Raw genomic sequence first — 15,409 nt, forward strand, 5'->3', positions numbered from 1 at the left:
TTTTTTGGAGCTTGCCCCGACATTTTGTCCAATCGTAACCGATTCCTGCATGCGACTAATGTCCAAGCTCAAGTGCCGAGTGGTCCTTCAAGCTTGCGCAATTAACGCGTAATCTGCCATAAATTCTAGATTAAACGTTTCAGCCAGCGTATTTTTACGACGTTCGCGACTGACTGGCTACTGCCAATTGACCATCAGCCGTTTAGTTCATAAACACGCTTACACTGTTTTATTCAAAACAATACCTAGTGCGTTGCGCGCACTAACTAGGAGAACGGCATGCTTGAGCTCACTGTAGAGCAGATATCCATGGGCCAATTGGCTGTGGATAAATCTGCTGCCTTGCAACTGCTCGCTGACAAACTGGTGACCGACGGCCTGGTCGCCGAGGGCTACCTCAGTGGCCTGCAAGCCCGTGAAGCCCAAGGCTCGACCTTCCTCGGCCAAGGCATCGCCATTCCCCACGGCACGCCGGAAACCCGCGATCAGGTATTTTCCACCGGCGTGCGCCTGCTTCAGTTCCCCGAAGGGGTGGACTGGGGCGACGGCCAGATCGTCTACCTGGCGATCGGCATTGCCGCCAAGTCCGATGAACACCTGCGCCTGCTGCAACTCTTGACCCGCGCCCTCGGTGAAACCGACTTGGGCCAGGCGCTGCGCCGCGCTGAAAGCGCCGAAGCGCTGTTGAAACTGTTGCAAGGCGCGCCGCAGGAACTGGCGCTGGACGCCCAGATGATCAGCCTGGGCGTGTCCGCCGATGATTTTGAAGAGCTGGTTTGGCGCGGCGCACGCCTGCTGCGCCAGGCCGACTGCGTGAGCAATGGTTTCGCCGCCGTGCTGCAGCAGGTCGAAGCGCTGCCCCTGGGCGATGGCCTGTGGTGGCTGCACAGCGAGCAAACGGTGAAAAGCCCGGGCCTGGCGTTCGTCACCCCGGACAAACCCATGCGCTACCTTGGCCAGCCGCTCAATGGCCTGTTCTGCCTGGCGAGCCTGGGCGAAGCGCATCAGGCCTTGCTCGAACGCCTGTGTGCCTTGTTGATCGAAGGACGTGGCCAGGAATTGGGCCGCGCCACCAGCAGCCGCGCGGTGCTCGAAGTGCTCGGCGGCGAACTGCCGCCGGACTGGCCCAACGCGCGCGTCACCCTGGCCAACGCTCACGGCCTGCACGCGCGTCCGGCGAAGATCCTCGCGCAATTGGCAAAAAGCTTTGACGGCGATATCCGCCTGCGCATCGTCGATGGGCCGGTGGGCGCCGTGTCGGCCAAAAGCCTGAGCAAGCTGCTCAGCCTCGGCGCGCGTCGCGGTCAGGTGCTGGAGTTTGTCGCCGAACCCACCATTGCCGGCGACGCCTTGCCCGCCCTGTTGGCCGCCGTCGAGCAGGGCCTCGGCGAAGAGGTCGAACCGCTGCCGACGGTGAGCGAGCAGCTCACACCCGTCGAGATCGAACCCGTCATCAGCGCGCCGCTTGCCGGCAGCCAGAGCCAGGCCATCGCTGCCGCGCCGGGCATCGCCATCGGTCCTGCGCATGTCCAGGTGCAACAGGTGTTTGATTACCCGCTGCGCGGCGAGTCCTGTGCCATTGAGCGTCAGCGCCTGCAGGATGCGCTGGCCGATGTGCGCCGCGACATCCAGGGCCTGATCGAGCGCAGCCAGGCCAAGGCGATCCGCGAGATTTTCATCACCCACCAGGAAATGCTCGACGACCCGGAACTCACCGATGACGTCGACACGCGCCTCAAGCAGGGCGAAAGCGCGCAGGCGGCGTGGATGAGCGTGATCGAAAGCGCTGCCAAACAGCAGGAGTCGCTGCAGGATGCCTTGCTCGCCGAGCGCGCCGCCGACCTGCGCGACATCGGCCGCCGAGTGCTGGCGCAACTGTGCGGCGTCGAAAGCGCCCAGGAGCCGAGCGAGCCTTACATTCTGGTGATGGACGAAGTCGGCCCTTCGGACGTCGCGCGCCTGGACCCGGCTCGCGTGGCCGGCATCCTCACCGCCCGCGGTGGCGCCACGGCCCACAGCGCCATCGTCGCCCGTGCCCTCGGTATTCCCGCGTTGGTCGGCGCCGGGCCGGCCGTGTTGCTGCTGGCTGCGGGCACACCGTTGCTGCTCGATGGCCAGCGCGGTCGCCTGCACGTCGACCCCGATGCCGCTACGCTGCAACGTGCCACCGTGGAGCGCGACACCCGTGAGCAGCGTCTGCAAGCCGCTTCGGCTCAGCGCCACGAGCCGGCGCGCACCCGCGACGGTCATTCGGTGGAAGTGTTCGCCAACATCGGCGAAAGCGCCGGCGTGGCCAGCGCGGTGGAGCAGGGCGCCGAAGGCATCGGCCTGCTGCGTACCGAACTGATTTTCATGGCCCACTCGCAAGCCCCGGACGAAGCCACTCAAGAAGCCGAATACCGTCGCGTGCTGGACGGCCTCGACGGTCGCCCGCTGGTGGTGCGCACCCTGGATGTGGGCGGCGACAAACCGCTGCCGTATTGGCCGATTGCCGAAGAAGAAAACCCCTTCCTCGGCGTACGCGGTATTCGTCTGACCCTGCAACGCCCGCAGATCATGGAAGCGCAACTGCGCGCCCTGTTGCGCTCGGCGGACAACCGCCCGCTGCGCATCATGTTCCCTATGGTAGGCAGCGTCGATGAGTGGCGCGCGGCCCGTGACATGACCGAGCGCCTGCGCCTGGAAATCCCGGTGGCCGACTTGCAGTTGGGCATCATGATCGAAGTGCCGTCGGCCGCGCTGCTGGCGCCGGTACTTGCCAAGGAAGTCGACTTCTTCAGCGTCGGCACCAACGACCTCACCCAGTACACCCTGGCCATCGACCGTGGCCACCCGACGCTGTCCGCCCAGGCTGACGGCCTGCACCCGGCCGTTTTGCAACTGATCGACATCACCGTGCGCGCGGCTCATGCCCACGGTAAATGGGTGGGTGTGTGCGGCGAACTGGCCGCTGACCCGTTGGCTGTGCCGGTGCTGGTGGGGCTGGGGGTGGACGAGTTGAGCGTGTCGGCCCGCAGCATTCCTGAAGTCAAAGCGCGGGTGCGTGAATTCAGCCTGAGCGAGGCCCAAAGCCTGGCGCAAAAAGCACTGGCGGTGGGTTCGCCCGCCGAAGTGCGAGCCTTAGTGGAGGCCGTTTAAATGGCGAAGATTCTGACCCTGACGCTGAACCCGGCGTTGGACCTCACGGTACAGCTGCCGCGCCTTGAGCCGGGGGAGGTCAACCGCAGCGAAAACATGCTCACCCATGCGGCGGGCAAGGGCGTGAACGTCGCCCAAGTGCTGGCCGATCTGGGCCATCAGCTGAGCGTGAGTGGCTTTCTCGGCGACGCCAACCCGCAGGCCTTCGATGCGCTGATCAGCCGCTGTGGGTTCGTCGACGCATTCGTTCGCGTGCCGGGCGAAACCCGCAGCAATATCAAGATTGCCGAACACAATGGCCGCGTCACCGATATCAATGCACCGGGGCCGCAGGTAACCGAGCAGGCGCAAGCGCAACTGCTCGCACTGCTGGCAGAGATCGGCCCCCGGTTCGACGCGGTGGTGATCGCCGGCAGCTTGCCGCGCGGCGTCAGCCCGCAGTGGTTTCAGGCGTTGCTGGAGACGCTCAAGGCGCAAGGCTTGAAAGTCGCCCTCGACACCAGCGGCGAAGCCCTGAGCGCCGGGCTCCAGGCCGGACCCTGGCTGGTCAAGCCCAATACCGAAGAACTGGCCGAAGCCCTGGGCGATGCCCCGGATGCCATCAGCCGTTTGCATCAGCTGGGTGTGGAACATGTGGTGGTGTCCGACGGTGCTGCAGGCGTGAGTTGGTACCGCCCCGGCGGCGCCCTGCACGCCACGCCGCCCAACGTAACGGTGGCCAGTACCGTGGGCGCCGGTGATTCGCTGCTGGCCGGGATGCTCCACGGTCTGCTCAGTGGCGATACGCCGGAACAGACCCTGAGCCGCGCCACGGCGATTGCCGCGATGGCGGTGACGCAGGTCGGTTTCGGCATCAGCGACCACGCACAGCTGGATATTTTGCAGAGCGGCGTCCAAGTGCGCGCGCTGACAGAACAATAAGAGGGTTTGTGATGAAATTAGCCATTGTTACCGCCTGCCCGAACGGCATGGTCACCAGTGTGCTGTGCGCCCGCTTGCTGGACGCCGCCGCGCAGCGCCAGGGGTGGAGCACCAGCGTCGAAGTGATCGATGTGCAGCACCCAGAACGTCAGTTGTCCGAAGCGATCCTCAACGATGCCGAGTGGGTCTTGCTGGTCAGCAGCACGCCGGTGGACATGCAACGGTTTATCGGCAAGCGTGTGTTCCAGAGCACGCCGGCCCAGGCATTGGCCGATGTCGAGGCGGTATTGCGCCGTGGGGCCGAAGAGGCTCAGGTGTACGTCGCCACGCAACAAGCGGCCAGCCAGGCGCCGCGTATCGTCGCGATCACCGCCTGCCCCACCGGCGTGGCGCACACTTTTATGGCCGCCGAAGCCTTGCAGCAGACGGCCAAGCGCCTGGGTTACGACCTGCAGGTGGAGACTCAGGGCTCGGTCGGCGCGCGCACGCCATTGAGTCCGCAGGCCATCGCCGAGGCCGATGTGGTGTTGCTGGCAGCGGACATCGAAGTCGCCACCGAGCGCTTTGCCGGCAAGAAGATCTACCGCTGCGGCACCGGCATTGCCCTCAAACAATCGGAAGCGACCCTCAACAAGGCGCTGGCCGAAGGTGTGGTGGAAAGCGCCGCCAGCGGCGCGGTGGCCAAACAGGAAAAAACCGGGGTCTACAAGCATCTGCTGACCGGTGTGTCGTTCATGTTGCCGATGGTGGTGGCAGGCGGCTTGTTGATCGCCTTGTCCTTCGTGTTCGGCATTCATGCCTTCGAAGAAAAGGGCACCCTGGCGGCGGCCCTCAAGAGCGTCGGCGACCAGGCCTTCATGCTGATGGTGCCGTTGCTCGCAGGCTATATCGCCTACTCGATTGCCGACCGTCCCGGCATCGCGCCCGGCATGATCGGCGGCCTGTTGGCCGGCACCCTGGGTGCGGGGTTTATCGGCGGGATTTTCGCCGGTTTTCTCGCCGGCTACTGCGTCAAGCTGATTACCCGCGCGGTGAAGTTGCCCCAGAGTCTGGAAGCCCTCAAGCCGATCCTGATCATTCCGCTGCTGGCCAGCCTGTTTACCGGTCTGGCGATGATTTACCTGGTGGGCCCGCCCGTGGCGCGACTGCTGACCGGCCTCACGGACTTTCTCAGCACCATGGGCACCACCAACGCCGTGCTGCTCGGCATCCTGCTCGGCGGCATGATGTGCGTCGACCTGGGCGGCCCGATCAACAAGGCCGCGTATGCGTTCTCGGTCGGCCTGCTGGCGGCCTCCAGCGGGGCGCCGATGGCCGCGACCATGGCCGCCGGCATGGTGCCGCCGATCGGCATGGGCATCGCCACCTTTCTGGCGCGGCGCAAGTTTGCCCAGACCGAGCGCGAGGCCGGCAAGGCGGCGATGATTCTGGGTATGTGCTTCATCTCTGAAGGCGCGATTCCTTTCGCGGCCAAAGACCCGCTGCGGGTGATCCCGGCCAGCATCGCCGGCGGCGCGTTGACCGGTGCGCTGTCGATGTACTTCGGCTGCAAACTGGCCGCGCCCCACGGCGGGTTGTTCGTGCTGATCATTCCGAATGCGATGAATCACGCGCTGTTGTATTTGCTGGCGATTGTGGCCGGCAGCGTGGTGACCGGCGTGGTGTATGCGCTGATCAAACGCCCGGAGGCGGTAGAGCTGGCAGTCGCGCCCGCCTAGAAGATGTGGCAGAGAGGCTTTCTGTGAGAGGGGGCTTGCTCCCACATTCAGCGCTTTATTGGCTGTAAGGTCGGTGTCATATCGGCATGGTTTAGTGGCCTCTTCGATACCCAGAGGGCACCCCCGCATGAGCCACTTCGATCTCGGCCGTCGCCGCGTGATGCAAGTCGTCGGCGCCGGCCTGTTGTTGCCTGGCCTGGCCCCGGCGGTGATCGCGTCGGTCAAGGACCGGCCTCAGCTCACCGACGGTGTGCAGTCCGGCGACCTGCTGGGCGACCGCGCGATGATCTGGAGCCGCAGCGACCGCCCCGCGCGCATGGTGGTGGAGTGGGACACCCGCAGCGTGTTCAGCAACCCGCGCCGGTTTGTCTCGCCGCTGGCCGACAGCCGCAGCGATTTCACCGCTCGCGTCGAGCTCACCGGCTTGCCGGTCGATCAAGCGATTTTCTACCGCGTGCATTTCGAGGACGCTCAGAGCGGCGTCGCCAGCGAGCCGTGGTTCGGCCACCTGCGCAGCGTGCCGCAGCAGCGCCGCGACATTCGCTTTGTGTGGAGCGGCGACACCGTCGGCCAGGGCTTTGGCATCAACCCGGACATCGGCGGCATGCGCATCTACGAAGCCATGCGTCTGCGCCTGCCGGACTTCTTTATCCACAGCGGCGACACCATCTACGCCGACGGCCCGGTGCCGGCGCAACTGCCCACCGAAGGCGGGCGCATCTGGCGCAACCTCACCACCGAATCCAAGAGCAAGGTCGCCGAAACCCTCGACGACTATCGCGGCAACTATCGCTACAACCTGCTGGACGAAAACGTGCGGCGCTTTAACGCTGAGGTGCCGCAGATCTGGCAGTGGGACGACCACGAAGTGGTGAACAACTGGTCGCCCGGCAAGCAGCTCGACGAGCGTTACAAGGTCAAGGACATCAATACCCTGGTCGGCCGTGCGCGCCAGGCCTGGCTGGAGTATTCACCGATGCGCCGGCAGGGCGCCGATGCTGGCGGGCGGATTTACCGCAAGCTCGCCTACGGCCCGTTGCTGGACGTGTTCGTGCTCGACATGCGCAGTTATCGCGGCGCCAATGATGACAACCTGGGCGGTGAAAAACCTTTTCTCGGGCGCGAACAATTGGACTGGCTCAAGCGCGAACTCAAGGCCTCGACGGCCCAGTGGAAAGTCATTGCGGCCGACATGCCCATCGGCCTCGGTGTGCCCGACGGTGAAGTCAGCCCTGGCGTGGCGCGCTGGGAAGCCATTGCCAACAACGACCCGGGCCCGGCGCAGGGCCGCGAGCTGGAAATCGCCGAACTGCTTGGGTTCCTGCGCGCCCAGCAGGTGCGCAATCACGTGTGGCTGACGGCGGATGTGCACTATTGCGCAGCGCATCACTACCACCCCGACCGGGCGGCGTTTCAGGATTTCGAACCGTTCTGGGAGTTTGTCGCCGGGCCTTTGAATGCCGGAAGTTTCGGGCCTAACCCGCTGGATAAAACCTTTGGCCCGGAAGTGGTGTTCGAGAAAGCACCGCCGGCGCAGAACACCTCGCCGTTCGCCGGATTTCAGTTTTTTGGCGAGGTACAGATTGACGGGCAGACGGCGGAGTTGACGGTGATTTTGCGCGACCTGGATGGGGTTTCTGTGTTTGAGCAGAGGTTGCAGCCTGCACAGCGTTCGGCACATCAATACACATCCCGCCGATAACGCCCTTGCTCAATCAACCGCTCCACTGCCTCACTGCCCAGTATGTCCACCAGCGCCTGATCCACCCCTGTCGCCATGCCCTGCAAACTCCCGCACACATAGATCGCCGCGCCTTCGGCCAGCCATTTGCGCAGCACGTCGGCTGATTCGCGCAGACGGTCCTGCACGTAGATTTTTTCTACCTGGTCGCGGGAAAACGCCAGGTCCAGTAGCGCCAGGTCGCCACTGGCCAGCCAGCCGTGGAGTTCGTCCTGGCACAGAAAGTCATGCTGGCGCGTGCGTTCGCCAAACAACAGCCAGTTGCGCTGCTGGCCCAGGGCGATGCGCGCTTTGAGCAAGCTGCGCAGGCCAGCGAGGCCGGTGCCGTTGCCCAGCAGGATCAGCGGCACGGGCATCTCTGGCAGATGGAAACCAGTGTTGCGGCGCAGGCGCAGGCGGATGGCGGAGCCGATCGCGGCGTGTTCAGTGAGCCAGCCGGAGCCCAGGCCCAGGCTGCCGTCTGGGCGGCGCTCCTGGCGTACGATCAGTTCCAGCACGCCGTCGCTGGCAATCGAGGCGACGGAGTATTCGCGCATGCCCAGCGGCACCAATGCATCCACCACCGCCTGGGCGTGCAAGCCGACCAGGTGTGCAAGCTTGGCCGGCAACTGGCGTGTGGCCAGAGCCCGAGCGAGCGGTTGCGCCAGGCCGTCGATCAGCACATCGTCGCTGCCGTTCAGGCCAAGGCTCTGGAGAAGCTGTTCGATGGCGTCCTGGCCATTGCACGGCAGGATTTCCACCAGGTCACCGGCCAGCCAGGCGTGGGGCGCCGCTGACGTCAGACCCAGCAGGTACACCGGCGTGCTCGCACTGTCACGGTTGAGCAGTGTGCGCTGGCTCAGCGTCCACTGTTCATACTGCGCCACCGGCCAGGCCGCTGCCGGCGCCTGGCCGGTGAGTTGGCCCAGTTGCTGTTGCCAGTCCAGCAGCGCAGCGGTGTCGCCGCTGTCGACTTCCACCGGGGCGAACAGCAGGTTGCCGCCCTGTTGGGTCAGCCAGAACTGCAGGCGCCGCGCAAAGCCGCAGAAGTGTTCGTACTGGCGATCACCCAGGGCCAGCACCGCGTAGTTCAAGCCCGCGAGGGACACATCCTGGCCCAGCACGCTGCGCTCGAAACCACGGGCGTTGTCGGGTGCTTCGCCATCGCCGAAGGTGCTGACCACGAACAGTGCGTTTTGCGCCTGGCTCAACTCATCCTGGCTGACACTGCCCAGGGGCTGCACCTTTACCGGCAGGCCGGCGGCCTGCAATTGCCCGGCGGTCTGCCAGGCCAGTTGTTCGGCAAAGCCGCTCTGGCTGGCAAAGCCGATCAGCCAGGCCGGCGCTTGGCTGTGGTTGTTCGCAAGGCCGTTGCGGGCATCGCGCACCTGGCGTTTTTTGCGGCGGCGGTCGAGGTACAACAGCCAACCGGTGATAAAGAACAACGGCATGCACAGCGCGCTGACAGTGAGGATGACCCGCCCCACGATGCCGAAGTAGCTGCCGGTGTGCAGCGCATAAATGCTGGTCAGCAGCTGCGATTTGAGACTTTTGCTGGCGTAGCGCTCATGGGCTTTGACCTCGCCGGTGGCGGGGTCGAGGTTGATCTGGTTCAGCGCGCGGTCATGGGACGCGTCACGCAGCAGGTAATAGACGATGGCCGGCTGCCCGGCGACGGTCGGCATGCGGATGTTATAGGCGCTCAGGCCGGGGCCGGCGCTGCTGTAGACGCTGCTCCAGATCGCGTCGTAATTGGCCACAGGCAGGGTGTCTGCGGGCGCCGGGTTACGCGTGCGTACCCGTTCGTTCTGTGGTGCGTCGGACAGCCATTGGGTCAGGCCCTTGTTGTACCAGTCGTAGGACCAGTACAGGCCGGTAAGCGCCGAGAACAGATAGAACAGCAGGCACCAGGTGCCGAACACCGAGTGCAGGTCCCAGTTGAAACTGCGGCCTTTTTTGCGCCAGTCCAGCGTCAGCCAGGCACGCCAGTTCTTCACTTGGCGCGGCCAGCGCAGGTACAGGCCGGACAGGCAGAAAAACAGCAGAATCAGGGTGCAGGCGCCGGTGATCTGCCGACCGGTTTCACCCATGGCGAGGAAGCGATGCACCTGCAGGATAAAGCCGAAGAACTCCTGACCCGTCGCATCGCCACTGTAGTCGCCGGTGTAGGGGTCGAAGTAGCGCATCTGCCCCCGTCGCTCACCCGGTGGCGCGCTGAAGAACACGCGCGCCGCGTTGCCGCTGTCGCTTTCCACCCACAGCATCGACACGGTCTTGCCTTCGGTGGCCTCCAGCTTGCGCACCAGTTCGGCGGGTGGCAGCACGCCGGCGTCGCGCTTTTCAACGCTCAATACATGGGGGTTGAGCGCCCTGAGTATTTCATCCTGAAACGACACCGCTGCCCCGGTGATCCCCATCAGGGCCAGTACCAGCCCGGCCGTGATGCCGAAGAACCAGTGCAACTGGAACAGGGTTTTCTTCAACACGTCGTACGGCCTCGCAGAACTGGATAGGGATTGACGGCGCGCATTATGCCGTGGGTTGTCGAGAAACATTCCTTTTTACATGCAAAAAGCCCACGACAAGGCGTGGGCTTTTTGATCGGGCAGGGGTTACACGTAGAACGATTTCAATGGCGGAAAGCCGTTGAACTCAACCGCGCTGTAGCTGGTGGTGTACGCACCGGTCGACAGCCAGTACAGGCGATCACCGATGGCCAGGTTTAGCGGCAGGCCGTACTTGTAGTTTTCGTACATGATGTCGGCGCTGTCGCAGGTAGGGCCGGCGATGACCACTTCTTCCATCTCGCCTTTCTTCTCGGTCCAGATCGGGAACTTGATGGCTTCGTCCATGGTTTCGATCAGGCCGGAGAATTTGCCCACATCCGTGTACACCCAACGCTCGACGGCGGTGCGCGATTTACGCGCCACCAGTACCACTTCGCTGACCAGGATGCCGGCGTTGGCGATCAACGAACGGCCTGGTTCGAGGATGATTTCCGGCAATTCGTCGCCGAAGTCTTCCTTGAGGAAGCGGATGATTTCTTCGGCGTAGGTTTCCAGGCTGTTGGTGCGGGTGATGTAGTTGGCCGGGAAACCGCCGCCCATGTTGATCAGCTTGAGGTGGATGCCGTCTTCTTCCTTCAGGCGCTCGAAGATCACTTTGACCTTGGCGATGGCCGCGTCCCACACGCTGATGTCGCGTTGTTGCGAACCGACGTGGAAGGAGATGCCGTAAGGCACCAGGCCCAGGTCGCGGGCGAGGATCAGCAGGTCCATGGCCATGTCGGTCTGGCAGCCGAATTTGCGCGACAACGGCCAATCGGCAGTGGTCGAACCTTCGGTGAGGATGCGCACGTACACCTTCGAACCCGGTGCAGCCTTGGCGATGTTGCGCAGGTCGGCTTCGGAGTCGGTGGAGAACAGGCGCACGCCTTTCTCGTAGAAGTAGCGGATGTCTTTGGATTTCTTGATGGTGTTGCCGTAGCTGATACGGTCGGCGCTGACGCCGCGGTCCATGACCTTGTCCAGCTCGTAGATCGAGGCGATATCGAAGCTGGAGCCTTTTTCCTTGAGCAGGTCGATGATCTCGACGGCGGGGTTGGCCTTGACGGCGTAATAGACTTTGGCGAATTCGAAACCGGCGCGCAGGTCATCGTAGGCCTGGCTGATCATCGCGGTGTCGATCACCACGAACGGGGTTTCTTGCTTGTCGGCGAACGCCTTCATTTTGTCAAAGGTGGCGCGCGCGAAATAATCTTCGACCTGGATCGACATGCTGGGAACTCCTAGGGGCAAACTAAAATTAGCCATGGGTGCAAATGAACGTCCTCCGTATCCCCACTTTGGTTCGCCTACTTCCCAAGGCATGTCGCCGAAAGCAAAAAGGCCATGGGATGTACCGCTTCCCTTGGCCTTGCTGTCTCGTCGTCAGTACTTGAGCCGGATGGATCGTTTCCAGCATGGACGTTCGGCGCGAACTTTAGGGCTTGATGGGCGTGGGATCAACTAAAAATGTCGCGTTTTTGCACGCGTTCGTCGCGCTACCGCGTGCAGCTACTTATGTAACCGACAGGTGTGACGGATTGATGTTCCCCGGATGGGGCCAATCAGATGGATTTGCGGTGTATTCATCGCAGGCAAGCCAGCTCCCACATTTGAACTGCATTCTTATGCTGGAATGCATTCCCCTGTGGGAGCTGGCTTGCCTGCGATAGCAATCTATCAGGCCAAAGCAGTTTCGGCAGGCGAGACAATACTGGTCTTGCCCCCACGCGACTTGCCTGAACTCAGGTACTCGGCAATCGACTCCTGGGTGACTTCCCCCAGGAACACCCGCTCGGCATCCATCACCGGCAGCCACGAGCGGTTGAACTCGTACATGCGCGACAGCAGGATGCGCAGGTGCTCGTCATAGGCTGCCGTGGCGTTGAACTCGCGCAGGTACTGGCCGCACGTACCGGCCTGGCGGTGCAGGTCGCGGCGGCGTACATAACCCAGCGCCTTGTTCTCGGCGCAGGTGACGACCACATAACGGCGGTCATGCTCGTCCATCAGTTCCAGGGCATCGGCCACCGGGGTTTCCGGGCTCACCGACGGGGCGTTGTCCGCCGCGTCTTCGGCCTTCACCAGCAGCAGACGCTTGAGGGTGCTGTCCTGGCCGACGAAGTTGCTCACGAACTCGTCAGCCGGGTGCGCCAGCAACGTGTCCGGATGGTCGATCTGCAGCAGCTTGCCGGCGCGGAAGATCGCGATCTTGTCGCCCAGCTTGATGGCTTCGTCGATGTCGTGGCTGACCATGATCACGGTCTTGTTCAGCGCGCGTTGCATCTCGAAGAACTCGTTCTGGATCATTTCGCGGTTGATCGGGTCGACCGCGCCGAACGGCTCATCCATCAGCAGCAGCGGTGCGTCGGCCGCCAGTGCGCGGATCACGCCGATGCGCTGTTGCTGGCCGCCCGACAGTTCACGTGGGTAGCGGTGCAGATACTGCTTGGGTTCGAGCTTGATCATGCTCATCAGCTCGCGGGCGCGGTCGTGGCATTTCTGCTTGTCCCAGCCCAGCAGCTTGGGCACCACCACGATGTTTTCCTCGATGGTCATGTTCGGGAACAGACCGATCTGCTGGATCACATAGCCGATGTTGCGACGCAGGGTCACTTCGTCCAGGTCGGTGGTGTCTTCGCCATTGATCAGAATCTTGCCCGAGGTGGGCTTGATCAAGCGGTTGATCATTTTCAGCGTGGTGCTCTTGCCGCAGCCCGAGGGGCCGAGGAATACGCAAATTTCGCCTTCATTGACGGTCAGGCTTACGTCGTTCACGGCGGAGACAGTTTTGCCGTTGCTTTGAAAAGTCTTGGTCAGGTTTTGAAGTTCGATCATTTGAGCAGTCCTTTTGGAGTCAGCGAGCGTTGCAGCCATTGCAGAAGCAGGTCGGCGAAGATGGCCAGGAGACTGACCAGCACGGCGCCGACGATCAGCATCGACATGTCGCTGCGGCTGATGGAAGCCAGAATAAGTACACCCAGGCCACCGGCGCCGATGGTGGCGGCAATGGTCATGACACCGATATTCATCACCACGGCGGTGCGCACGCCGGCGAGGATCACCGGTACGGCAATCGGCAGCTCGACCATGCGCAGGCGCTGGCCGAAGGTCATGCCGATGCCCTTGGCGGCTTCGCGGATGCCCGGTTCCACGCCGGTGAGGGCCAGGTAGGTGTTACGCATGATCGGCAGCAGGGAGTAGAGGAACACGGCGGTGATTGCCGGCATTGGCCCCAGCCCCTGGCCGAATTTGGAGTAGAACGGCAGCAGCAGGCCGAACAGCGCAATCGACGGCACGGTCAGCAGCACCGTGGCGCTGGCCTGCAAGGGACCGGCGAGCGTCGGGAAGCGCGTCATCAGTACGCCCAGGGGCACGCCAATGAAGATTGCCAGCAGTACGGCAATGCCGACCAGGGTGATGTGCTGCCAGGTCAGTTGCAGCACCTGGGCCCAATCAAGATGGGAAAAGGCGTTCAGGAATTCCATGTCTTCTCCTCTTAGTTGATGGGATGTTGGCGCAGGAAATCTGCGGCAACGGCGGACGGGCTTTCATGGTCGACATCGACCCGCGCGTTGAGCTGGCGCATGGTTGCATCGTCGAACAGGTCGGCCAGCGGCTTGAGTTCGGCAGCCAGTTGCGGGTGCTGGTCGAGGTATTCCTGGCGGATCACCGGCGCGGCCGTGTAGTCCGGGAAGTAGTGCAGGTCGTCCTCCAGCAGCTTCAATTTGAAGGCGTTGAGGCGACCGTCGGTGGTGTAGACCAGCCCTGCAAACACCTGGCCGTTACGCAGCGCGGTGTACACCAGGCCCGCGTCCATCTGCCGGGTGTTCTTGCGGGTCAGGTTCATGTCGTACAGCTTGACCATGCCGGCCAGGCCGTCGGAGCGGTTGGCGAACTCGGTGTCCAGCGCCACCAGGCGGTGTTCCCGGGTATCTGCCGCCATGGCTTTGGTGAGGTCGCTGATGTTGTTGATTTCAGGATGTTCCCTGGCCACCTTGTCCGGCAGCGCCAGCGCATAGGTGTTGCTGAAGTGCGACGGCGACAGCCAGGCCAGGCCTTTTTTCGCATCGAGTTCTTTCACCCGGGCGTAGGACTGTGCGCTGTCGAGTTTCTCGTCGATGTGGTTGTAGGCCACGAGCGACACGCCGGTGTATTCCCAGAGCAGGTCCAGTTGCCCGCTTTCCTGGGCACTGCGCGCCAGGTTGCTGCCCAGACCGCCGGTGACGCGGGTGTCGTAGCCCTTGGTGCGCAGGTATTGAGAGGTGATTTCGGCGAGCAGGGTCTGTTCGGTGAACACCCGGGCGCCGATGCGAATCACCGGTTTTTCGGCGGCTTGCGCAAACCCCGCGCACAGCAGGACGCAGCTCAGTATCAATGTCAGCTTTTTCATGTGAATTCCTTTACCCAACCTCAAGACGGACGCAACCCGCGTTCCAGCCAAAGGCGGCTGGCCATGGTCACCAGACCGTCCAGCAGCAACGCCAGCAGCGCGGTGCACGCGGCGCCGAGCAACAGTTGCGGCTGATTGTTCAGGGCGATGCCGGGGAAAATCAGGCTGCCCAGGCTGTTGGCGCCGATCAGGAAGGCCAGCGGCGCGGTGCCGACGTTGATCGCCAGGGCCACACGCACGCCACCGATGATGATCGGCACGGCGTTGGGCAATTCCACGCGAAACAGCACCTGGCGCGGGGTCATGCCGATGCCGGTGGCGGCTTCCTTGAGTGAGCCCTGCACATTCTTCAGACCTTCATAGGTGTTGCGCACGATAGGCAGAAGTGAGGCGAGAAACAGCGCGAAGATGGCCGGGCCGCTGCCAATGCCGAGAACGCCGAGGGCGATGGCCAGTACGGCCAGGGGAGGGACGGTGTTGCCGATATTGAAGATCTGCATGAAGCGCTCGGCGCGCCCGACCATGTTCGGTCGGCTCAGCAGGATGCCGGCGGGGATGCCCACAATAAGGGCGGCCAGCATGGAGACTAAAACCAGAATCAGATGAGCTTGCAGGTAAAACAACAAATCGTCGCGGTACAGTTCGATCGTGTTGATGCCGATCCAGTGGACCAGCAGGGCCAGGAGCGCGACGACAACCGCACCTCCTATCAGCCCTTTGCCATAGCGAATAGCCACAGGCGGACTCCTTTTTTCTTTTGTCGGCGAACACATTCTGCTGCGGCAATGCCATTGCTGGCTGTCGGCGAAAGCGTTCGCGAAAAGCAGCTCGTCGATACCGGCAACGCGGTATGTATCGAGCCATGAGCGCAGCCCCGTCAGGCTAACTTGCTGATTTTTCAGCCCTGTTACGAGTGCGATAGCAGGGGAATGGACGTCTCCACCTTTTAAAAGGTTCCACACTTGGCAGCATTTAG

General features: G+C 63.0%; 10 protein-coding genes. 4 read left to right on the plus strand and 6 right to left on the minus strand.

The window, feature by feature from the left end:
* Positions 1-279 precede the first annotated feature (279 nt).
* The 4 genes from ptsP (at position 280) to TU75_RS04395 (ending at position 7,479) form a co-directional block, all read left to right on the plus strand.
* Entirely contained in the window at positions 280-3,138 is a 2,859-nt protein-coding gene (gene ptsP / locus TU75_RS04380) for a phosphoenolpyruvate--protein phosphotransferase (protein ID WP_060548308.1), read from the plus strand.
* Complete coding sequence (gene pfkB / locus TU75_RS04385) at positions 3,139-4,059, plus strand: 1-phosphofructokinase (protein WP_060548309.1); 921 nt, start codon at positions 3,139-3,141, stop codon at positions 4,057-4,059. It abuts the gene before it with no gap.
* Between the two features lie 11 nt (positions 4,060-4,070).
* Positions 4,071-5,777, plus strand: coding sequence for a PTS fructose-like transporter subunit IIB (locus TU75_RS04390; protein ID WP_004372320.1), 1,707 nt, complete (start codon positions 4,071-4,073; stop codon positions 5,775-5,777).
* 127 nt (positions 5,778-5,904) lie between these two features.
* On the plus strand, positions 5,905-7,479 hold the full coding sequence (locus TU75_RS04395; protein ID WP_004372318.1) for an alkaline phosphatase D family protein: 1,575 nt from the start codon (positions 5,905-5,907) through the stop codon (positions 7,477-7,479).
* On the opposite strand, the gene TU75_RS04400 is transcribed toward TU75_RS04395, so the two are convergent.
* From TU75_RS04400 to TU75_RS04425, 6 genes are all read right to left on the minus strand, one after another.
* A complete protein-coding gene (locus TU75_RS04400; protein WP_060548310.1) occupies positions 7,458-9,983 on the minus strand; it encodes a PepSY domain-containing protein in 2,526 nt (841 codons plus the stop codon). The genes TU75_RS04395 and TU75_RS04400 overlap by 22 nt on opposite strands.
* Before the next feature lie 126 nt (positions 9,984-10,109).
* Complete coding sequence (locus TU75_RS04405; protein ID WP_004372314.1) at positions 10,110-11,273, minus strand: type III PLP-dependent enzyme; 1,164 nt, start codon at positions 11,271-11,273, stop codon at positions 10,110-10,112.
* 447 nt (positions 11,274-11,720) lie between these two features.
* Entirely contained in the window at positions 11,721-12,878 is a 1,158-nt protein-coding gene (locus tag TU75_RS04410) for an osmoprotectant ABC transporter ATP-binding protein OsmV (RefSeq protein WP_004372312.1), read from the minus strand.
* On the minus strand, positions 12,875-13,528 hold the full coding sequence (locus tag TU75_RS04415) for an ABC transporter permease (protein WP_004372310.1): 654 nt from the start codon (positions 13,526-13,528) through the stop codon (positions 12,875-12,877). The genes TU75_RS04410 and TU75_RS04415 overlap by 4 nt, the downstream gene beginning before the upstream one ends.
* 11 nt (positions 13,529-13,539) lie before the next feature.
* The gene (locus TU75_RS04420) at positions 13,540-14,433 is read right to left on the minus strand and encodes a glycine betaine ABC transporter substrate-binding protein (protein ID WP_004372308.1); all 894 of its coding nucleotides are present in this window, start codon (positions 14,431-14,433) and stop codon (positions 13,540-13,542) included.
* A 20-nt stretch (positions 14,434-14,453) separates the two neighbouring features.
* A complete protein-coding gene (locus TU75_RS04425; protein ID WP_004372306.1) occupies positions 14,454-15,170 on the minus strand; it encodes an ABC transporter permease in 717 nt (238 codons plus the stop codon).
* Positions 15,171-15,409: the final 239 nt, after the last annotated feature.

Source organism: Pseudomonas poae (genome assembly GCF_001439785.1).
Lineage (GTDB): Bacteria > Pseudomonadota > Gammaproteobacteria > Pseudomonadales > Pseudomonadaceae > Aquipseudomonas > Aquipseudomonas poae.